Consider the following 21,589-nt stretch of genomic DNA (forward strand, 5'->3'; position numbering starts at 1 on the left):
CTTTCCTCCTCAGGACTTCTCTGGAATAAGGGACTTCGGCTTAACGATCATGAAAAATGCCGGCAGAATCGTCAGGGCACCAAAAGCGCTGGTGAGCATGGTCAGCGTAATCAATATGCCCATGTGCGCGATGGCGACAAATTGCGAGAGCGCAATGATGGAAAATCCCAGCGCTACGATTATGGAATTGATGATAATCGCCACCCCGGACTCGCGCATAGTCGCCGGAACCGCTTCATAAAAATCCAATCCTTCGCCGAGTTTGATCCGGTACCGGTGGATAAAGTGGATGGCGTAATCGATACCGATCCCGATGGCGATGCTGGAGGTGACCATGGTCTCCAGGTTCAGTGGAATTTTGAACCAGCCCATGATCGCAAAATTTAAAAAGAGCGCAAAGAAGAGCGGAATCGTGGAGAAAACGCCAATCACCGGGGACTTGAACATAAAACTGGTGAGCAGCCAGACCAGCAGCAGCGAGACGATGATACTGTAGACCTGTCCCCGGACGATTAGGTTATCCACTACAATGATGATTTTTGCCATGCCGGTGATTTCCGCGGTGGTCTCTGGAAATAGTTCATCGAGTTTTGCTGAGAGTTTCTTGTCAATTTTCCGGAGAATGGACTGCTTATCGGTGTTAATAAACACGGAGACTTTGGCATTTTGATAACCGTAATCCACCAGGTTTGCAAAATCCTCCGGCTCGCCGGACATCTCGTAGAGCTGGAGGTACTGGGCCACCAAATGACGTCCGGAAACAGTGTCCTGTACCTCCCGCTCTATCCACTCCCCGTTTTGCTGTACCCACTCAGTCCCTGTGACGATTTCCTGCTGATCCGGAATGCGGTTGTATGCCTCTTTGTCGCTGTGGAGCACTTTGTTGATTCGAGCGACAAAATCCGCCAGCGATTGTGAATCGCCCACATGATCCAGCGTTTTTGCGTAGCGCTGGAATTCCAGCATTCCCTTGAGGAGACGCGGCGATTTGATTGCACCTTCCTCCTCACCTTCAATCATGATTTGAAATGCAGTGGTTCCGGCGAAGTGTTCGTTGACAAAATCGTTCGCCTGCCGCAAAGGATGCTCTTCAGGGAAATTTTCGATGGAAGAAAATTCGTGATGCAGTTTGGTCATACCCCAGACCGAGACGAGCGCCACAATGATGATAAACGGAATAAATCCCTTCTCAAATTTGATGAGCGCGTTGCCCCACCAGGAAGCAAATTTCTGCGAAGCAAAAGACTTTTCCCGTTTGCGCATCCATTTCGGTACGGGGACAACGGAAAGCCACGCCGGGAGCCAGGTCAGTGAGATCAGCAGGGCAAATAAAACGCCAATGGAGGTAAAAATGCCCAGTATACCGATGCTTTCGGTCCCGGATGTGTTCAGCGCGAGAAACCCGGCAGCGGTGGTGAGTGACGTCATAATCACCGGGGATTGCATCTCCAGAAATGTTGATTTGGCTAGTAGTTTTTTATCAGAAATCTTCAACGCGTTCTGGGAATAGTGAGACAGCAAGTGAATGCTGTCCGCGACCGCAATTGCCATAAGTAAAATCGGCAGAATCTCCGTGGAATGGCTCATGGGAATGCCGAAGAGTGTCATCAGTCCCATAGTCCAGAGCACGCTCATAATCACAACCGTGAGCGGAAGAATTATCCCACGAATACTTCGGAAAGCGATAAGGAGCAGGACGAAAATCACCGCCAGCCCGCCGCCAAAGAAGACTGCCATGTCCCGCTGCATACCCAGGCTGACGTAGTGGTTCACTACTGGCTTCCCGGCAAGCAGGTAGTCCAGGTCGGACTGCTGATCCATCCGCTCGACCGTGGGAATGAATGCCGAGACAAAGTCATCCGGGTCAATGGAATTTTTCAGGAAGATCATGATCCCGGCAGCTTGTTCATCTTTGGAAATAATATTGCCCAGCGCCAAATCGCTGTTGAAGAGATCCTGTTTATATTGCTCTACTTCCCGCGGTGTCTCCGGGAGTTTCGTAAGAATATCACGGACATTCATTCCGTCGGGTGTGCCCTCGATCAGGCTGATATTGGTCGGAGAAATGATATTGTAGACCTCTGGATACGCATCGATGGAATCGGTCAGCGCTGCAATAGTGCGGATGTTCTCCGGTGTAAACAGACTGTCCCCGGTGATGCCGACGAAAACAAATTCTTTGGAGGGAAAAATCTCGCCCATTTTATCGTAGAGACGCTTGGCAGGAATGTCCTGTGGCAGTGCGTTGGTCACATCCGGATCCATGTGCATATTTTTCAGTTGGTAAGTGAAAAATACGGTCAGAATCACGTTGATGAGAATAAACCACCACGGGTGTTCTGTTATCAGATCTGCAATCCGCTTCATGCCGTCTCTCCCTGAATAATGCTGTTGAGTGAATCGATAAATATTTGTGCTTCCAGCACTACTGCAGAATATTGAGCGCCTCGAATTATTTTTATGCTAAGTCCGGATAGCATAGTCCATATCAGCTCTGTTAACTCCGGACCTGATAGCGGGGACTGATTTTTTTCTAGCACACTGTTGAGATGTTCGTCAATCGGTTTACGATGGTCATCTACCTTTTCGCCAATTTCCCTGTGCCGGGCGGAACCCATGGGAGAACTCTTACCCAGCGGAAAAATAATCTTTAAAAAATCCGTGTTTTCATATCCATAGTTGATATACTGACGAAAATAGAGGGAAATAATTTCTGCTGGATCTTCAGTGGATAGGATTGCGTCCGACACCCTCTCGTAATACCTGATGGTTTCCTCCTCGTAGATCGTCCAGTAGATAGTCTCCTTCTCCGGGAAATAGTAGTACAGTGTCGCCTTACCGAGCCGGGCGGCTTCGGCTATCTCCGTGAGTTTCGTTTCCGTGTACCCTTGCTTCGCAAAGAGAGTCAGAGCCGCGTCTAATATGGACTGCCGCCGCTGATCCCGTTCCTCCGCCCGGCGATCTTTCAGTTTTGGATTCGACTGATTGGTTTGTTTTCGACTCATCGGTCGAAAAGGTACAAAGAAAAGAACGTTGAGCCAAGAAAAAAAACTAATAGCACGCTGATGACGCAGATTGAGCAGATGACCGCAGATTAAATACCGCAAAGATGCAAAGAATAATGACTAAACACTGAAAAACACCGAAGACACTGAAATGAACACAACCAACAACTCCCGCTAAAGCGTGTACTACCAAGACGAAAGTCACAATGGACGCAGGACAGAGGAGACTCGACACCTGACAGTTTTAACCATAACACTTCTCCGCCTCCGTGGAGCGGCGAGAACACAGTAGCACATTGACACGGTTTTCTAACTTGAACACCATAACACTCTTACACTGTCGTTACAAAATCTTGCTTTCCGTTCACAACCTGAGTATCGTACTGCGATTGCAATGAAACGACGCTTTATTCATATCAAACAATCGCTGCGAAACTCGCTGTGGGAAGGGGCTTTGAGTGCGCCTTTTAATACCATTTCGACTGGTGTTTTATTAACCGGATTTGCCCTGTACCTTGGCGCATCACCCTTGGAAATCAGCATAATTATTTCCCTCCCGTTCCTGACGCAAATTGTACAGTTTTTTGCTCCATGGTTCATCGATAAAGTCGGTAGTCGCAGGAAACTGACTTCGTATGGCACACTATACTCCCGGTTGGTCTGGATGTTGGTCGCAGCACTTCCAGCCCTCCTGTTGTTCGATTTTGATCCGGTTCCCCTGTTTATCGTTTTGTCGGTTGTGTCCCTTCTTTTCTTTAATCTCGGACTCAACAGCTGGCTTTCCTGGATGTCGGACCTCGTACCGACAAGGTTTCGCGGCAGATTTTTTGGAATGCGCAATATGTATGTCGGATTGCTCAGCATGGGCATGCTGGTCCTCACCGGATTGGCACTCGATTTTTTTCGCACCATCCGCATGGAAGGATTCGGCTATTCGCTGATCATCCTTTTCGGCATCGCTTTGGCATACTTTTCCTTCCGGTTTACGCTTCTCATCGATGATGTGCCGCAAACGGTATCAGAGCGGATTTCGCCATCCCTGATATGGAGGCAAATCCGGGAAAATCGCAAATTCCGATCGATTTTATCTTTTCTGGCAATTTGGACCATCGTTACCGGCGTGGCGGCGCCGTTTTATTACGTTCATCTCTACGAAAACCTGCACTGGAATTACAGTCAGGCAACACTGTATGCGGCGATTACCGCCGGACTGCCGTTCCTGCTACAGCCGATTTGGGGAAAATTATTGGACCGAGTCGGCCACAAACCGCTCCTCCAAATTTGCCTCTCTGGCGTGTCGGTAATTCCGTTGATTTGGTTGCTCATGGCGCCGGAGTGGTCGTGGATTCTCTGGATCGAGGCGTTTATCTCCGGCACATTTTGGGCAGGACTAAATATCACCCTGTTTAACATTGTCCTCTACGGATTACCGGGAGAAAAGAAGGCCTCGGCGCTGGCAGTCGTCTCAGGCATTACCGGGCTGCTCAATTTTTGCGCGATGCTCCTGGGCGGATTCATCGTGACGTGGTTTGCCTTTATTGAATTCCACATCGGTGCCTGGGTCTTCTCGCCGTTTCATATCACGTTTCTTCTGAGTTTTCTTGGTCGGTTGCCCATGTCCCGGTTTGCCCGAACTATTGACGAACCGGAGGCCAAAGATATCGGTGTTGTTGTGCAGCTAATCCAGACCGGGATGGCCAAACGGGTCGGACTTGGCAGGCAATTCTGGATTTTCCGGGGCAGCCGGGATACGGAAGCCTAACCCAACTTCAGGCTCCCGGATCATCGGAAATAATTTTTGAATCGAAAGGTTATCGCGATCGCGGTCCGCGCTGCGTGTATATATACTCCTCCCGGCTTTGCGAGCCGAACACGCCCCGCCCGCCGGAGATCCCGGCACGCGTTGATTCGTTAATGATGTATTCGAAATAATTCGAGTCTACGGCCGTCACTGCAAACCGAAAATTAGAAATTTCGCTGTATTGATCAGCCGGGATGGTGTACCGTCCGCTCACAAGATCGTTTCGGTTAAGCATCGGGGTCCGGTCGTGCAATATGGTACGGTTCTCTTCATAGATACCTCTGTTTGACGAGGCGGAAAAATAGAACAACGGTGCGTCGGGCGCAACCCATTGAAAAGTTCGGTTCGGCGGGGAAAATTCCATAGACTGAATTTCCGGCACGGTGGTTTGACCGGTAATCAGCGTATCGCGATTCCGTGTTACCACGAGTGTATAGGTGTTTTCATTTTCGACCTCGAGCCGCGTATAATAATTATAGTCTTCCTGGTAGTTAAAGCCCCGCCTGTGGAGTAGATTACTCTCCACTTCGCGGTGCTCTAATGGGAAATTATTTATCTTTACCTGCACATCGTTCACGTAAATTTCCTGAAAATCCTCCGGCGGCAAAACCCTGGAAATGACGACTTTTTGTCTATCTTGGTCCGGGTCAAGAATTGCATGAACGACCAGGGAATCTTCAACGAAGATATCACCGGTCTGTACCGGCGTCTCGTCACAACTGCAGACAACCACCAAAAGACTCATCATCATACTCAACCTTTTCAACTGATTGCCCATGTCAGTACCTCAATACGATTCCAAAAGACGGGATCAGCGGCAGTCCGGTAACCGTGCCACCGTTTTCATCCTGAGACTGCGTTTGGTTGTAGTAATAATCATACCACTGGTATCGCAGGATATTTTGTGTATTAAACAGGTTCATTACCTGGAAATTGAACTGATACTCTAACGGTCCCCAGGTGCCGCGCTTTTTTAAACCCAGGTCCATCCGAAAATATCCTGGAAGCCGCTCCGAGTTTTGTTCACCAGGTTTATAAATAACAGTCAGACTGTCCTCCGAACCGCCATGAAACGGATTTTGAAACCGAAGATATTTCTCTACGACAGGAGTGTAGGGTGTACCGCTGTGATACAATATCCGGGAGTTTAGCGCAATGTCATCCGTGATATTCCAGTTGAACAGCGCATTTATATTGAATGGAACATCCCAGTCCGGATTAAACGAATTCCCGGAAAACTCTACGGTATTCTGCTGAACCGCCCCTGAGAGCTGATAGGTGAAGGTGCCCAGCCCCTTCTTCAGATAAAAATCCAAACCTATAGCGCCGCCTGTTCCGTATTCAAATTCCGGGAACTGTGCATTCCGGTAAATCTGCGGTACGTCGTGGAAATACCGTCGATACGCTTCCACATTCAGGCTGTAATACCGATTCAGTTTTTTAGAGTATCCCAGCGAGATTGTGAGCGCCCTGGATGCCCGCTGGGTCGGGAAAACCGGTGCATTCACGCTGCCTTCTCTCGTCTCGGCGCCCTGGGAAAAATTCTGATGGTACACTCCGGCAGCTAATTTGAAAAATGAGTCTTCCGTACGGCGCCACTTGATGTTCAACCTGGGCGAAAAGGGCTCAACTGACCGCCAGTGGTCCCAAATAACGCCACCGGAAACGAGAAGCTTCGGCGTGATGGTGATTTCATCCTGAAAGTAAATCCCGTAGAGATATTCCCGGTAGTTATACTGGAAAACTGTTGGAATATCAGGATAAAATACTCGCTCAAGCGTATAATCGCCGTTCCAATTATAAGACAGATGTTTATTGGTCAGATAAAATCCCACATGCACCACCTGCTTCCCGTACGGCTGGATCACGTCCGCCCGCAGAATGATATCCCTCAAGCTATTATCAACGGAGTATGCGTCCTCGCTGTACATTTCGAGATAATTCCGGCTGACCGCCAATGAAACACGACTGTGCTGAGAAGAGGTATTATATTCCATCTGGAGGGCGCCAGCCTGATTGCCCCATCGGTTTACCAGAGATCCGGGTGATTTATCCAGGAGATCCTGCAGAGAATTCAGCCCGGGCCGAAAGCGATCCTGACTAAAATAGCCCCAGGCTCTCAGCTGAAGCGCCTCCGTAAACTTGTGGACGAACTTCAGGTTGGTGTCATAGAAATAATACGGTAAATCTGCTCCCAGTATTTGGGACATTAGATCCAGATAAGAGCGTCTTGCCGAAACCAGAACGGCCTCATCCTTCCAACTCCGGGTAACTGTCGCCCCGGAGGACACCAGGCTCAGATTTGCAATTGTCACGTCCCCGGACCAGGGATCTCTGGTACGGATATCGATAATACTGCTGAGTCGCCCGGAATACCGCACGGGAAACTCCGCCGGATACACATTGAAGCTCTCCAGCGCCCAGATATTAAAGCTGCCGAACAACCCGAACAGGTGATACGGATTGTAAATCGGGACTCCGTCCAGCAGAATACGATTCTGGTCCGAAGCGCCGCCACGAACGTACAGGTTTCCGGTTAAATCATTCGTCTGGATGATTCCGGGGAGTGACGTGATTGTCGTAAATACATCCGGCTCGGCTATGGAAGTAATATTCTGTGCGGTATACGGTGTCGCACGGTATTGAGTGTTTAAATACGGGCTCTGGCTCTCCTCTTCCACCACGATGCCGCCGCGCATCCTGACCGGTTCAACGTCCAAAGTAATATTCAACGATACTTCTTCGCCTGCAGTAATCGGAAGGGTGCGCGTTTCCAGGCGATACCCGATCCGGTTAAAAAAGACGGTATACTCGCCTGGTGGGACCTCAATTTGAAAATGGCCCGCCTGATCGGTCGAGCTGCCAAACGGTGAATCCGGGATCCAGACATTGGTGCCGGGTAACGGTTTGCCCAGAGAATCGGTCACCTCCCCGGTAATAGTTGCCGGCGACTGTGCTAGCCCCACCGGCGCAATGCAGAGAAGGTAGAGTACACCGACGATTCCGAAATGAGCAAATATACGAATAGTAGATTGCCTGCTTATGAGTGAGCCAACAGAAAAATCATCGCTTATATGGAATATATAAGTGGCAAATTTCTGATCAATAAAAAGATTTTACTTTTGCTTGCCATTCACTCATCTCCTTAATCGAGAATTTATTGAATTTTTTTGATCTGTTCCTCCTGCTGCAATCCATCTTGATTGCCAACGCAGGCTTGTCTACCTTTTCTCATCTATGGAATCAAACGAACCAATCGAACTGATCCAGTACAGTCATGGCGCCGGGTGAGCATGTAAACTGAGTCCTTCGGACCTGTCGCAGGTGCTGCGATTGCTCCCGGAAGTCGATGATCCCAATGTCCTGGTGGATTTCGCCACCAGTGACGACGCCGCCGTATATCGCCAACCGGACGGCTCCCTGCTAATCGCATCTCTGGACTTTTTTACGCCCATCGTGAATGATCCGTACGACTTTGGCGCCATCGCCGCCGCCAATGCCCTCAGCGATATTTACGCCATGGGTGCTGAGCCGATGTTTGCCCTGAATATCATCGGCTTTCCCAAGAATGAGCTGCCATTGGAAGTCCTGAGCGAGATACTCCGGGGCGGCAGCGATATTGCCAGCGAAGCGGGTATTTTTGTCCTGGGCGGACACAGCATTGACGACAAGGAACCTAAATATGGGATGGTGGTCATCGGCCGGATACCGGACGAAATCAGCATTCTGCGGAATACCGGCAGCCGCGCGGGCGACTCACTCATCCTGACCAAACCGTTGGGTACGGGTATCCTGAATACTGCTATTAAGCACAGGGTGTTGGACGAGTCCGAGGTTCAGGATATGATTCACGTAATGAAGTCGCTGAACAGAGATGCCGCTGAATTAGCCAGCCAATATGGCGCAAACGCGGTAACGGACGTCACCGGATACGGCCTGGTCGGCCACCTGAAGGAAATGCTGTCGGATGGCAACACTTCGGCCGCACTGAATATCGATAAGTTACCCGTTTTTGACCGTGTGATGGATCTCATCGATAAGGGTGAAGTCCCAGGCGGAACACGCCGAAATCTGCAATCCGCCGGGGAAAGCATCGATTTTGGCTCATTGACCGAGAGTCAAAAACTCCTGGTAGCCGATGCCCAGACCTCCGGTGGCCTGCTTATCAGTCTCCCGGCGATAAACGCCGACACATTCGTCCGGGAAATGCATGACCGGGGACATACCGCCACCACCATCATTGGACGTATGGAACAGGCCGGATCGCATCCAATCATATTCCGGTAATACCGGTCCCGGGTCCGGAGTATACTTATTTATGCATTTTGAACTGTCTTACCCAATAGTTACCATTATTTATTGCTAATTACCCGGCATAAAGAAGGGAGTTCTATCGATGAGCACATCCGAAATTCAGAAATTAACAGCAGAACAACTCACCAGTCACATTTCGACCGATCAATTCTCTTTTGAATCCACCATTGAAGTTGAATCTCTGGAAGATGTCATCGGCCAGGATCGGGCCGTCAGGGCGCTGGAGTTCGGCCTCAATGTGGAGAACAAGTCCTACAATATATTTGTTACCGGCATGAGCGGGACGGGCAAGGCCACGCTGGTGAAGCGTCTCCTGGAGGAAAAAAGCGCTGATGAGCCGGTGCCGGATGACTGGTTGATGGTAAACAATTTCGAGGATTCCTACAGACCAATTTCATTTCCGTTACCCTTTGGAGAAGGTGTTGAGTTTTCCCGGAAAATGGATCAACTCATCGAGAATTTGAAAAACGAAATGCCCCGGGCATTTGAGACCGAGGATTACCAGGAAAAACGATCCAGGATTATGGAAGAGTTCCAGCAGAAAAAGCGCGAAAAAATCAACGAACTGGAGGAGGAAGCCCGGGAACACGACATCCAGATTCAATCGACAAACGCCGGATTCCAGACTATCCCGATGGTCAACGATAATCCCATCGATCAGGAAACCTACAACAATTTAGAGGACGATATCAGGCAACAGGTGGACGAAAACATCGACTACGTACAGCGGGAAATCCAGTCCACAATGCAGGATATCAACAAGCTGGAAAAGGAATTCCAGGAAAAAATTAAGGAGCTGAATAAAGAAGTCACGTTGTTCGTGGTTGGTCACCGCATTGACAATCTGAAAGAGGAGTATGCGGATCACGAAGAAGTCGGCGAGTATCTGGAAGCGGTTAAGGCGGATATTATCGAGAATGTCAGCGATTTTACCCAGGCGGCCCAGGGTGACGGCGGACAACAACAGCAGTTAATGGCGATGCTCGGACAGCAACAAGACGGCGAGCCGGATTTTACCAAATACAAGGTTAATGTCCTCGTCGATAACACTAAAACCGAGGGTGCACCTGTTATCGAGGAGATCAATCCCACCTATAACAACATCTTTGGCAGGATGGAAAAACGAGCCAAGTTTGGTGCGGTATATTCGGACTTTACCATGGTTCAGCCGGGGTCGCTGTTGCGCGCGAACGGCGGGTATTTGATTTTGGATATTGAAGGAGTGCTAACTAATCCCTTCGTCTGGGATACACTGAAACGGTCGCTTCGCAACCAGGAAGTCCGAATAGAAGATGTGCAGGAACAGCTGGGATATGTTACCGTGAGCAGCCTGAAGCCGGAGCCGATTCCACTGGATGTGAAGGTTATCCTTATTGGTCGCCGGGAAATCTTTGACTTGCTGCTGGCATACGACGAACAGTTTGAGAAAACATTTAAAGTCAGGGCGGATTTTGACCATGAAACTGATAATGAAGCCGAAGCCATTGCCCAGTATGTTCAGTTTATTTCACGGGTCTGCCGGGAGGAGAACCTCTGTCATTTTTCGCCGGACGGTGTGGCGGCGCTTATCGAAATCAGCCAGCGGGCTGTGAGTGATCAGAAAAAGCTTTCACTGCGATTCGGCAAGGTCGTGGAACTGATGACCGAGGCCAATTACTGGTGCAACCAAAATGGAACTGATTTAATTGGCCGGGACGAGGTGAAAACTGCCTTCAGGGAACGGCGCTACCGCAGCAGCATGGCAGAAGAAAAAGTCCGCGACCAGGTGCTGCGTGATATCAAAATGATTGATACTCAGGGCGTGGAAATTGGTCAGGTAAACGCACTGGCGGTGTATCAGATTGGGGATTTTGCCTTTGGACAGCCGTCTAAAATCACCGCCGAGTGTTATATGGGCAAGGATGGTATCATCAATATTGAACGAAACGCCAAACTCAGCGGCAAAATTCACGATAAAGGGGTGGAGATACTCTCTGGCTGGCTCGGAAAGCAGTTTGCCCAGGACTTCCCACTGAATATTAACATCAGCATCACCTTTGAACAGTCCTACGGCGGCGTGGATGGCGACAGTGCTTCATCAACCGAAGCGTACGCAATTCTCAGTAGCCTGGCCAGGGTGCCCATTAGCCAAAAATTTGCTGTCACCGGCTCAGTGAATCAGAAGGGCGAAGTCCAGGCCATTGGCGGCGTAAACCAAAAGATTGAAGGTTTCTTCGATATCTGTAAAGAGCGGGGACTTACCGGTGATCAGGGGGTGCTGATTCCACGCGCCAACGTGGAGCATCTGATGCTGAAATCCGAGGTCATTGACGCCATCGAATCCGGCGAATTCCACATCTACCCGGTGGAACATATCAGCCAGGGCATCGAAATCCTGACCGGAATGGAAGCCGGTGACGCTGATGGAAACGGTGCCTATCCGGAAAACACTATCTACGGCAAAGCAAAAACCCGGCTGGAAGAATATGTGAAGCGATCGTTCGAGCTGCGCAAGAAATATGGAGGGAACGAAGAGGGTTAACAGTCATCGCCGCGCAATAAGTTTGCGAGGCTTATAACTGTAGCCTTTGAATCTCATTCAAAGGCGTACTAAAATCAATGGTGTTCATCTTTATATAGTAACTTTTCCCCCGCATCAACCGGAAAGTCGACTCGGTTTTCCATCGGCGGCATGGGACAGCTCCAGCGCTCATAGTCATACGCGCAATACGGATTGTATGCCTGATTAAAGTCGATTACGTATTTTCCCGATGCCTGCACCGGAATATCCAAATATCGCCCCCCACCATAGGTCATCTGGTTATTGGTTTCGTCGTAGAACGGAATAAAAAAGTACGGCTCGTGATCTGCACTGATTTGCAGCGGTTTGTATACCTGGAGAGTATCCGTATTTCCGTCGATGGTAAAATCAAAATTTCCCCAGCGAAGATAGTACTGTTCGCGATCCTTGGTCGTCGGCATGACAACCGTATCTTTGTCCGAATACTCAACGATATTAGTCGTAATCCGGTAATTCAGATCAATGGGAAAATAATTCAAGCCATCGAAATCATTTCGCTTGTTCTCCGGGATAGGAGAATTGGTGGCGGTGCTAAAATAGTCGTCCTTTTTCGTCCGGCTTTCCTGAATGGCTGTTCTGATATCAGCCTGGTTGGGTGAAGTCCCGCAGGATACCATGAAGATTGGAATGAGAATAAGTATTGATAATCGTAGCACGGAATTCAATAATACCTCCCCCTGTAATTGATTCGATGTGCTTCCCGGGTTTCATTTTGAATTTAAAAATCAATGGGGAAAATAAAGATATCAATTTTACCCCCGATGTTGTGTACGGATGTTGAATATCTTTGTTTCCCATCCCCTGAAAATTTTATAATATTCAGGATTGACAATTTTAAAGGAAAAAGGAGATACAAAAATTATATGGGCTTTCAATGTGGAATAGTCGGGTTACCCAATGTCGGGAAATCCACCATTTTTAATGCACTGACCTCCACGGAGGTCCCGGCGGAAAATTACCCCTTCTGTACCGTTGAACCGAACGTTGGGGTGGTTCCCGTTCCCGATCCACGGCTGGACCGATTGTACGAAATCTATCAGCCGGCGGAAAAAATCCCCACGACTCTGGAGTTTTTAGATATTGCTGGCCTGGTCAAGGGAGCCAGTAAAGGGGAGGGTTTAGGGAACCAATTCCTGGCCCAAATCCGGCAGGTCGATGCCGTCGCGCATATCGTACGGTGCTTCGATGACGGTAATATCACGCATGTTGGTGGCAAAGTGGACCCGGCGGGCGATATCGAAACCATCAATACAGAACTGTACCTGCGGGATATGGAATCCCTGCAAAAACAGATCGACAGGCTGGAAAAACCGGCAAAAACCGGAAATAAAGAGGCTATCACCAAACTGGACCTGTTTCAACGAGTCTACGAACATCTGTCTGACGGAAATCCCGTCCGGAATATGTCACTTAAAGATTCAGAACGGGAATATTTACGGCCGCTGTTTCTGCTCACAGCCAAAAAGGTGCTCTACGTTGCCAATGTCAGTGAGGAAGAAATTCTCTCAGGCGAACCCAGTGAATATACCAAAGAAGTATTAGCGCACGCCGGCGATATTGGCGCAGAAGTCATCACCTTGTGCGGAAAGCTTGAGGCGGATATCGCTGCACTTCCGGACGATGAAAAATCCGACTTCCTTGCAGAATATGGGTTAAAAGAACCCGGGCTCTTTAAACTGATCCGGGCCGGCTACCGCCTGCTCCATTTGATCACCTTCTTTACGGCCGGAGACAAAGCCACAAGAGCATGGACAGTTCGGGAAGGTTCCAACGCCCCAGAAGCTGCCGGTGAAATTCACACCGATTTTCAGCGGGGATTTATTAAGGCCGAAGTCTTTCAGTTTGAAAAGATTGATGAATACGGCTCAGAGAAAGCACTGCGGGATGCGGGGCTCATTCGCCAGGAGGGGCGGGATTATGTGGTGCAGGACGGGGATGTGATATTCTTTCGGTTTAACGTTTAATCCGGTGGGGCTCCGCGAATTGTGTTGATATACCTGGCATTAACCGTCCGCTCAGGTTGCCAGGATTCCCCGTTCCAATACTGTATTTTACGAAACCGGTTCAGGAGATCCGGATCTTTAGTAATCAGGGCATCTCTGTCCGGATACGCTTCCCGGTACAGCTGGAAATAGGCCTGGGAAATATTCATCGACTCCATCCGGAAATCGAATCCGAATTTGTAATAGACACCGCCCCCGATTAAGCCGTCGAAATATTGGGTTGAGACCTCGTTCACTATATAAAACAAAAACGAATCCTCTTCAATCGGCCCGATAAGGATACTCGCATCCCTGGTAAACTGGGTCCGAAAGTGAGTTTCGGGCAAATTGAGGTAGTAAATCTCATTCCCGGCTGGCACGCCGCGGGTAATATAGTACGGGCTGCGCTGAGGCGAACTGCCCGTAGCACGAAACGGATCTAGTGCAAGGACCACGCCGGTTTTATATTCCGCATTGGTACCGCTCAGCAGTACTTCTTTGGTATTATTACCAGGATAGATATCATCAATAATCACTGACTTCCGCAGATCCCCGGCATGCCAATAATCCGAATGTAATTTTCCTGCATTCGAAAGGACCAGTATCCGACTTGGGAAACTTCCGGCACTTTTGAGCAATGCGATAATCTCCTTGGAGCCGTTCCCCTCCAGATCGGTAATGGAAATGTAGGCCAACTCGGTGATGTCCCGGAATGTCTGATCCTGATAGGTGACTTCCTCAGCCATCTCTTTTTTCCACCTGATTGAGCCGTCCGCATTATAGCACGCGGCCGTGCTACGAAAGCCTTCGATAGTCGAGCGGTCATAAAAGATTAAGATCTCCGGCACCCCATCATTATTCAGATCTTCAATCGCGGCATATTCACTGGCGGCCTTCGCTGCCTCATTGGAGCCGTACGGCTCCGACTGCCAGGAAACGATACCGTATTTATTTTTAATAACAATACGATTTTGTACTACGACAATAGATTGTGGTTCAGAATTTTTGAGAATAGTCTGATACAACACAATACCAAGGACGACTAGTAAACTCACGGCAATCAGACTGAAGATAGCGGCATGGTTCTGTATTACCCTCAATACCCGTCGGCGAAATGGTACCTTTTGAAATCGAAGGATATCCGGAAGATTTTTTATATCGTCAACACGGGCAACGGTGATAATTTCCAGATCCCGGCGGGGATATCGCTCTTGCAATTCGGTGAGAGCTTCCCGTGCGGTTTTCCTGTGCTGTTCCGGAATAACCAGTGTACGAGTTCGACCATAAAATGCGGCTTCAACCTTCACCGGGATATCACTGTCTTTAATCTCACGTACATTGCCACGGTTATCCGCGGCCCCGGTAAAGACGGCCTGCTGGTCAAGCCGCGCAATCCATCCGGGCTTGTCGGACATTTTCTTCAGCCCATACTCGCCAAGCAATGCGAGGGCGACTCCGACAGAATTGCCGGTGAGTAACGATGTGGGTTGATTTATACCGTACTTCAGGCGAATTTGGCGAGAGTCTGATATCCCGAGGAGCTCTCTGAGGTGATGGCATACATCCCTGGCCTGGAGCGCTATAATGTCCTGCTCATCTATTAGGTGAGTTGCAATCCGAACCTGATCACTTCCGGCATCCCGCACCAATTCTGCGTTTTCAAGGACAATTTCGCCTAAAACACCGGCAGAAAAGTCATTCCAATTGACAGCAAACACGCCGGTGAGGCGGTTCGTTTTATACATTTTGTCTTCTAATTCTACCCGGAGGGCCGTAAGCAAATACTCCGGGAGATCACCTTGCACCGTATTAAGGTATTCCTCTTTCGTCCATTCAGATACATTCTGCCGTAGAATTTTATCTCGCTTCGGCTTGTTTATTATCTTTTGTTCAGCCAGAAATTCCGTGAGGTGCGCAAACGCCAGTAACCGGAAGTATGATTGGGCAATAATTTGCCGACCATTTGTTTCACAGTGCTCAAAACTTTCATTTGGAAATTTTTTTATGGCGGTATCACTTGTGATCAACCTTGTATAGTGACGAACTAAAAGTTCTGGGGGCAGGCTCTGTAAGTCATCACCCATGACGGTAAACAGATCGAAGATAAACGGATAGATTTCTACGAGAAAGGATTTTTGATCGGAACCGTTGAACTGGAGGGTAACCTCTTCATACAACTGATCCAGGATTTTCGCCTGGAGCGGCGCCCACGGAGTATATTCCAGCACGTTCAGCTGCTGTTCAAAATACCGTTCAAACTGAATGAGGGATTTTTTCGCCATATAGTAATTGCAGGTTAACGGCTAGAGGACATTATGATAGATACACTTTCATCTTCACATTTTTAGCAAAACCATACTAACAGATGAACACAAACCGAAAACAGATCGATTTAATATAGATAAAATGAGTGGTGATCGCATCACGGAATAACAGCGTATTGAGGCGATTATTAATCAAGAAAAACAGGCGCTGATATGAGAAAGATACCAAGATCCATTTGGAATAAAATTTTGGAATGCGATAATTTTCTCAGGGCTTATTCGTAGCAAAAACAGTCGATCGTTGCAGTGATCTTTTCCGGAAACGAGACTTGGGCATGATTGTTTTCCACCGGAATCAGCCGGATATAATCTTTTGAACGAAAGAGGATTTTTGAAGGAATCTTCTCACCATCCGTAACCGAGAGGACACAGGAATACGTTATGCCCTCCGTGGTACCTTCTTCCTCTTTTGTTGTTGGGTGAAAGTTCAGTGAAATGCCATCACCTTCTACAAGAGAACCCGACAGCGCTTCCGGTGAAATACGCATGGAATAGTCCGGAAATGTCAGCACTAATTTGTCCTGCAATGGATCAATGCCGGCCTCTGATGGAATAATGGCCTCGTCATCTTCGAGCACAAAAAATTTGAAGGTTTTTGGTGAGGTAATAATTGCGCCGTTGAGATCCCGCTCTTCTTCATCCACAAAATACAGGTGGTATTGGTTTTCTCTGGAATTTTTAAAGACCCGGGCGAGCGTCTGTTCTTTTTTCCCTGAGAGAACACCGACCCGTTCCAGAGTAGTCGAAAACCGGGAGGATCCTGACGCAGCCAGTGACATTGTATGAGTCGGCTGTTCCCGGATAGTCATAGTTTCGTATACAATATCGGGGCGAAATCGCAGCAATTTCTCCACAAATTGTTTTCCCGGATTGTTATGTGATAAATTCATAAGTATGTAATCGCTTTGCCCCTGTTGTCAGCAATGTATACTAAGCGCATTTCCAATTTTTGCAGAAAATATATCCTTTGCCTTCTTCGCCACATATTCAAATTGCACCCGGTATCTGGTTTTATAAACCTCCGGACAGTCAAGAGGCTCCAGGGAATCCGATAGATATTCAAAATAATTCAATGTCCCTCCACCATCTGCAAAATCCGCTAAGACTTTTTCCAGAGATTTGCGAAAACCGAGACGCTCCTCGGAAGAGAGTTTCCCTCTTTCCTCGTATTTGGATAATACCGTTTGATCTACCTCCCGGACTGTATAATCAATATTGTTTTTAATGGTGGTCTGCAGAAACGGATCAGGATCCTCACTCCCCTGGTCCGCATTGATATATTCCAGCGAAGACTCTGTAAAAATACGGAGATGTGTCAGCATCTCCTCAATCAGAATTGCCTCGCCCCGCTCATCCAGAACGGAGTGAAGAATCGCCTCCATTTGCTCCGTTAGAGACGGTGCGCCCTGTATTGACTCCTTCAGGACAACACTGATTTCATCGGATTCAATAAGAGCCGGGTTACCCGCCTTTCCGGCGACGGCTGCCTTCCCTTCAATTGAGACGCGGTGCCACCGGGAATGCTTATTCAACATATATCGCAGACTCCGGTAAAACGCCCGGCCAAAGGGATCCCGTTCCCTGAATAACCGAACCGATTGTTGTTGCACCACGCCGTTCAACAGCTGATACACTTCCTCCAGAAACTCATCATCACTTAATGTCCAACTCTGACTAAAATACCGGGCCAGTTCAATAAAAACACCTTCTCCATCTCTGGCAAACAGCGGCGCAATAAAATCCAGCGCCAAATCATCGATTTCCAAACTGCCGTCTTCCCAGTCGCCGCGGAACCGATATTGCTTTTTCTCCCGGTGAAAGAGAAACCGCCGGGCTTGCCGGGACAATCTCCCGACTACAATCTGAACATCATCTGCTGAATAACCGCCTGTACAGAGGCGATATAAGGCATCCCGAAATTTGGGAAAATTTTTCATAGTTAATTTATCTTCGCAGTGGAAACTGAGGTGAAGAAATTTAGGTGCTGGCATATGAGTATTCAAGGGAAATGCGCCATCTCATGGCTCCCGTTTTGCCAAGGAGGCAAAACCTAACCGTATTCAGTTGATCGTCGTGATTGGGTGCCCTACATTTGTATTAATCAGGTTCATTATTCCAATCGGAAAATCCGTTGCAACCCCGCAGGGGAGTTTTCCGGGACTTTCGACCAGGAGGTTCTATGTCTCGCGTTGCCATTATCGATGGGGTTCGGTCTCCATTTGTCAAATTCAATACTACGCTCAAAGATGTAAAAGCCGCCGATCTGGCTATGCACGTGATCCGGGAGATTATCGAGCGCACTGAACTGGACGTTCAGACTATTGATCACGTGATCATGGGTAACGGCGCCCAGCCGGCGGATGCGCCGAACGTGGCCCGGATCGCTGCGCTAAAAGCCGGCGTGCCACAGAAAGTTCCTGCGTACACCGTCCAGCGGAATTGCGCCGCCGGAATGCAGTCCATATCCGAAGCCGCCATGATGATAAAGCTCGGTCACGCAGAGATCGCTATTGCCGGCGGTGTGGAGAGTATGAGCAACATTCCGTTTATCTTCCGGAAGAGCTTTCAGGATAAGATGACAAGGCTGAGCCGTTCCAAATCTCTGGGAGGAAAAATCAAGACGGCACTCTCCTTCCGGTTCGGCGATCTGGCGCCTATCGTTGGCATCGAGATGGGACTCACGGACAAGTACTGTGGTCTAAACATGGGCGACACTGCTGAAGTTCTGGCAAAAAAGTACAACATTTCCCGGGAAGCGCAGGACGAGTTTTCCCTGATGAGCCACCAACGAACCACCGCTGCATGGGAAGAAGGCCGATTCGGGGATGAAGTGATGACCATCTATCACCCCGATGGCAAAAACGAAATTACGGACAAAGATAACAGCCACCGGTCAAACCAATCCATGGAGGCGCTGGCGAAACTCCGGCCGTATTTCGACCGGAAATACGGTACGGTGACACCAGGGAACTCCTCCCAGATCACCGACGGCGCCAGTGCGATGGTTCTGATGGATGAAGACGTGGCAAAATCCCTGGGATACCAACCCAAGGCATACGTAAAATCATGGGGATACGCCGGAAATGATCCGAAAACCATGGGACTCGGGCCGTCGTTTTCCACGCCGATTGCCCTGGATCGCGCCGGACTGCCGTTCTCCGAAATCCAGCTGCTGGAAATTAACGAGGCGTTCGCCGCCCAGGTCATCGCCAACGAAATCGCCTTCAGTTCACAGGAATTTGCCGAGGAGAACCTCGGGCGTTCTGAGCCAATCGGCGAAATTGACCGGGAAATTTTGAATGTCAACGGCGGCGCGATATCGCTGGGACATCCCATCGGCGCCTCGGGAAACCGGATCGTGCTGACGCTGATGAAGGAGATGGAGCGCCGGGACCTGCAATTTGGCTTGGCGACCCTCTGCATCGGTGGCGGACAGGGCGGCGCCATGATCATCGAACGGGAGTAGGAGGAATCTATGGAAACGGAACAGTACGTCACCTACAAAATTACAGAATCCAACGTGGCCGTCGTATCGCTGGATAACAAGGACGCCCGGGTGAACATTTTCAGCACACCGTTTATGGAAGCACTTGAACACACCGTTCAGGAAATCTCTTCCCGTCCGGATGTAAAATCGGTGCTCATCCGCAGTGGTAAGTCCGCCGGATTCGTGGCCGGCGCCAACATCGACGAGATAGAAGCCATTACCGATGCGGAGGAAGCGGAGGAAAAATCCCATCGTGGACAGGAAGTTTTCCAGCTCATTGATGAACTGAAAGTCCCGACTATAGCAGCGATTAACGGTCACTGTATGGGCGGTGGCACCGAGCTTACCCTGGCGTGTGATTTTCGTCTTGCAGCAAAAGAGAGCGCCAAGATCGCCCTGCCAGAAGTCAAACTCGGCATATTCCCGGCGTGGGGCGGCTCCCAGCGATTGCCGCGGCTGATCTCCCTTCAGACTGCGCTGGATTTGATCCTCACCGGGAAAACCTATAATGCTTATCGGGCATACAAAACTGGACTAGTGGACAAAATTGTCCCGGACGAACTCATCGACTCCTATCCACTGGAATTTGCTCAGGAAATAAATAACTCCGGCGGTAAAAAATACGTGAAAGCCCGGAAGAAAAAGGCCGGTGGGTTCATGAACGCGCTGCTGGAAAAGAATCCGCTGGGTCGCGCCGTCATATGGAGCCAGGCGAAGAAAAATATCATGAAGAATACCGGAGGCAACTATCCGGCTCCGCTCAAGGCGTTAGAAGTAATTAAAAAAGGCTTCTCCAAATCGCTGGAAAAGGGATTGGAAATCGAAGCCCGGGAGTTCGGGAAATTGGTGACGACGCAGGAGCACAAAAACCTGCTCCACGTTTACCATCTGAACGAGCGGCCGAAAAAGTTGACCGGCGTGGACGGTGAACCGGCACTGAAGCAGATTGACCAAACCGCCGTACTTGGTGCTGGCGTCATGGGCGGCGGCATCGCCCAGCTGCTGGCGTACAAGGATTACCCTGTGCGGATGAAGGATATCGATCAACAGATGGTAGCGGACGGCCTGAAGCACGCCGGGTCTATCTTTAAAAAAGCGGTGAAAAAGCACAAGGTTTCCAAACTCGATAAAGAGCGCAAGATGGAGCTCATCTCCGGCACCGTGGACTATGGCGGTTTTGGCCGGGCGGACGTGGTCATCGAGGCAGTGGTGGAAAAGATGGCGGTGAAGCAGTCGGTGTTGCAGGAGGTGGAACCACTCCTGGCGGATGATGCAATCTTTGCATCCAATACTTCGGCGCTTTCCATCAGCGAATTGCAATCCGTGGCAGAGAAGCCGGAGCGGGTATGCGGGATGCACTTTTTCAATCCCGTCCACAAGATGCCGCTAATTGAGGTTGTCCGTGGCGACCAGACCGACGATAAAACTGTTGCCACTATTTTCGATCTCTCGAAAAATCTGAGCAAGACCCCTATCGTGGTGCAGGATAGCCCCGGCTTCCTGGTCAACCGGCTGCTGGGCGTCTATCTCAACGAAGCGTGTTTCCTGGCGGAAGAGGGATACGACATCGAATGGCTGGACATGATTGTGAAAAAATTCGGTATGCCCATGGGGCCGTTCCGGCTCATCGACGAGGTGGGCATCGACATCGCGGCGGACGTGGCGGAGACCCTTGGCGAGGCGTTCGGCGAATATCTTGAGTCAAGCACCTTACTGCAGAAAGTCCACGAATCCGGTCTTCTTGGGAAGAAAGCCGGCAAGGGATTCTACAAATACAAGGATGGCCACAGCGATGGGATGAACAGCGATGTCCGGCGATTCGCTTCTGGGGACAATAAGGGAGATAATACCGAACCGTTGCAACGGATGATGTATCTCATGGTGAACGAAGCCGCCCGCTGTCTTGAGGAAAATGTCGTCGCCTCACCAGAGGATATCGACACCGGCATGATCTTCGGCACCGGATTTCCGCCGTTCCGGGGCGGACTCTGCAGATACGCTGATGCGGAAGATTTGAGCAAGGTCTTCGGCAAACTTACTGAGTACAGCGACAAATACGGTCAGCGATTCGCGCCAGCGGATTATCTAGAGACTAATTCAGCCTTTTACGGATAAC

At 49.5% G+C, this 21,589-nt stretch carries 14 protein-coding genes; 6 read left to right on the plus strand and 8 right to left on the minus strand.

Annotation, left to right across the window (positions count from 1 at the left end; translation table 11 throughout):
* Window positions 1-9: 9 nt before the first annotated feature.
* Window positions 10-2,367, minus strand: a complete 2,358-nt coding sequence (locus K9N57_07195; protein MCF7803957.1) for an MMPL family transporter — start codon at window positions 2,365-2,367, stop codon at window positions 10-12.
* Complete coding sequence (locus K9N57_07200) at window positions 2,364-3,005, minus strand: TetR/AcrR family transcriptional regulator (protein ID MCF7803958.1); 642 nt, start codon at window positions 3,003-3,005, stop codon at window positions 2,364-2,366. Before K9N57_07200 ends, K9N57_07195 begins: the two co-directional genes overlap by 4 nt.
* Before the next feature lie 394 nt (window positions 3,006-3,399).
* Here K9N57_07200 and K9N57_07205 point away from each other — a divergent pair, with 394 nt between their 5' ends.
* Window positions 3,400-4,767 carry an MFS transporter gene (locus tag K9N57_07205; GenBank protein MCF7803959.1) on the plus strand — a complete coding sequence of 456 codons (1,368 nt, stop codon included), beginning with the start codon at window positions 3,400-3,402 and terminating at the stop codon, window positions 4,765-4,767.
* A 49-nt stretch (window positions 4,768-4,816) separates the two neighbouring features.
* Here K9N57_07205 and K9N57_07210 read toward each other — a convergent pair whose 3' ends face one another.
* The gene (locus tag K9N57_07210) at window positions 4,817-5,584 is read right to left on the minus strand and encodes a DUF4249 family protein (GenBank protein ID MCF7803960.1); all 768 of its coding nucleotides are present in this window, start codon (window positions 5,582-5,584) and stop codon (window positions 4,817-4,819) included.
* Window position 5,585: 1 nt separating this feature from the next.
* Window positions 5,586-7,772 carry a TonB-dependent receptor gene (locus tag K9N57_07215; GenBank protein ID MCF7803961.1) on the minus strand — a complete coding sequence of 729 codons (2,187 nt, stop codon included), beginning with the start codon at window positions 7,770-7,772 and terminating at the stop codon, window positions 5,586-5,588.
* Window positions 7,773-8,106: 334 nt separating this feature from the next.
* On the opposite strand from K9N57_07215, the gene selD reads away from it, so the two are divergent.
* Window positions 8,107-9,093 (plus strand): selenide, water dikinase SelD, encoded by a 987-nt coding sequence (gene selD, locus K9N57_07220; protein ID MCF7803962.1) that lies wholly within the window; start codon window positions 8,107-8,109, stop codon window positions 9,091-9,093.
* Window positions 9,094-9,202: 109 nt separating this feature from the next.
* Window positions 9,203-11,641 carry an AAA family ATPase gene (locus tag K9N57_07225; GenBank protein MCF7803963.1) on the plus strand — a complete coding sequence of 813 codons (2,439 nt, stop codon included), beginning with the start codon at window positions 9,203-9,205 and terminating at the stop codon, window positions 11,639-11,641.
* 74 nt (window positions 11,642-11,715) lie between these two features.
* On the opposite strand, the gene K9N57_07230 is transcribed toward K9N57_07225, so the two are convergent.
* Window positions 11,716-12,336, minus strand: a complete 621-nt coding sequence (locus K9N57_07230) for a DUF1684 domain-containing protein (GenBank protein ID MCF7803964.1) — start codon at window positions 12,334-12,336, stop codon at window positions 11,716-11,718.
* Between the two features lie 207 nt (window positions 12,337-12,543).
* On the opposite strand from K9N57_07230, the gene ychF reads away from it, so the two are divergent.
* Window positions 12,544-13,644, plus strand: coding sequence for a redox-regulated ATPase YchF (ychF, locus tag K9N57_07235; GenBank protein MCF7803965.1), 1,101 nt, complete (start codon window positions 12,544-12,546; stop codon window positions 13,642-13,644).
* On the opposite strand, the gene K9N57_07240 is transcribed toward ychF, so the two are convergent.
* The 3 genes from K9N57_07240 to K9N57_07250 form a co-directional block, all read right to left on the minus strand.
* Entirely contained in the window at window positions 13,641-15,944 is a 2,304-nt protein-coding gene (locus tag K9N57_07240) for a hypothetical protein (GenBank protein MCF7803966.1), read from the minus strand. The two genes, ychF and K9N57_07240, sit on opposite strands and share 4 nt — an antisense overlap.
* A 257-nt stretch (window positions 15,945-16,201) precedes the next feature.
* Window positions 16,202-16,840: a hypothetical protein gene (locus tag K9N57_07245; protein ID MCF7803967.1), complete on the minus strand. Its 639-nt coding sequence runs from the start codon at window positions 16,838-16,840 to the stop codon at window positions 16,202-16,204.
* Window positions 16,841-16,903: 63 nt separating this feature from the next.
* Window positions 16,904-17,923 carry a hypothetical protein gene (locus K9N57_07250; protein MCF7803968.1) on the minus strand — a complete coding sequence of 340 codons (1,020 nt, stop codon included), beginning with the start codon at window positions 17,921-17,923 and terminating at the stop codon, window positions 16,904-16,906.
* Window positions 17,924-18,165: 242 nt separating this feature from the next.
* Here K9N57_07250 and K9N57_07255 point away from each other — a divergent pair, with 242 nt between their 5' ends.
* Together K9N57_07255 and K9N57_07260 are read left to right on the plus strand one after the other, a co-directional pair.
* The gene (locus tag K9N57_07255) at window positions 18,166-19,452 is read left to right on the plus strand and encodes a thiolase family protein (GenBank protein MCF7803969.1); all 1,287 of its coding nucleotides are present in this window, start codon (window positions 18,166-18,168) and stop codon (window positions 19,450-19,452) included.
* A 9-nt stretch (window positions 19,453-19,461) separates the two neighbouring features.
* The gene (locus tag K9N57_07260; GenBank protein MCF7803970.1) at window positions 19,462-21,588 is read left to right on the plus strand and encodes an enoyl-CoA hydratase/isomerase family protein; all 2,127 of its coding nucleotides are present in this window, start codon (window positions 19,462-19,464) and stop codon (window positions 21,586-21,588) included.
* Window position 21,589: the final 1 nt, after the last annotated feature.

It is taken from the genome of Candidatus Neomarinimicrobiota bacterium, assembly GCA_021734025.1.
Lineage (GTDB): Bacteria > Fidelibacterota > JAANXI01 > JAANXI01 > JAANXI01 > JAANXI01.

Coding starts and splice junctions, on each gene's coding strand:
- K9N57_07195 (MCF7803957.1), bottom strand. CDS start 2,367: ATGAAGCGGATTGCAGATCTGATAACAGAACACCCGTGGTGGTTTATT.
- K9N57_07200 (MCF7803958.1), bottom strand. CDS start 3,005: ATGAGTCGAAAACAAACCAATCAGTCGAATCCAAAACTGAAAGATCGC.
- K9N57_07205 (MCF7803959.1), top strand. CDS start 3,400: ATGAAACGACGCTTTATTCATATCAAACAATCGCTGCGAAACTCGCTG.
- K9N57_07210 (MCF7803960.1), bottom strand. CDS start 5,584: ATGGGCAATCAGTTGAAAAGGTTGAGTATGATGATGAGTCTTTTGGTG.
- K9N57_07225 (MCF7803963.1), top strand. CDS start 9,203: ATGAGCACATCCGAAATTCAGAAATTAACAGCAGAACAACTCACCAGT.
- ychF (MCF7803965.1), top strand. CDS start 12,544: ATGGGCTTTCAATGTGGAATAGTCGGGTTACCCAATGTCGGGAAATCC.
- K9N57_07240 (MCF7803966.1), bottom strand. CDS start 15,944: ATGGCGAAAAAATCCCTCATTCAGTTTGAACGGTATTTTGAACAGCAG.
- K9N57_07250 (MCF7803968.1), bottom strand. CDS start 17,923: ATGAAAAATTTTCCCAAATTTCGGGATGCCTTATATCGCCTCTGTACA.
- K9N57_07255 (MCF7803969.1), top strand. CDS start 18,166: ATGTCTCGCGTTGCCATTATCGATGGGGTTCGGTCTCCATTTGTCAAA.
- K9N57_07260 (MCF7803970.1), top strand. CDS start 19,462: ATGGAAACGGAACAGTACGTCACCTACAAAATTACAGAATCCAACGTG.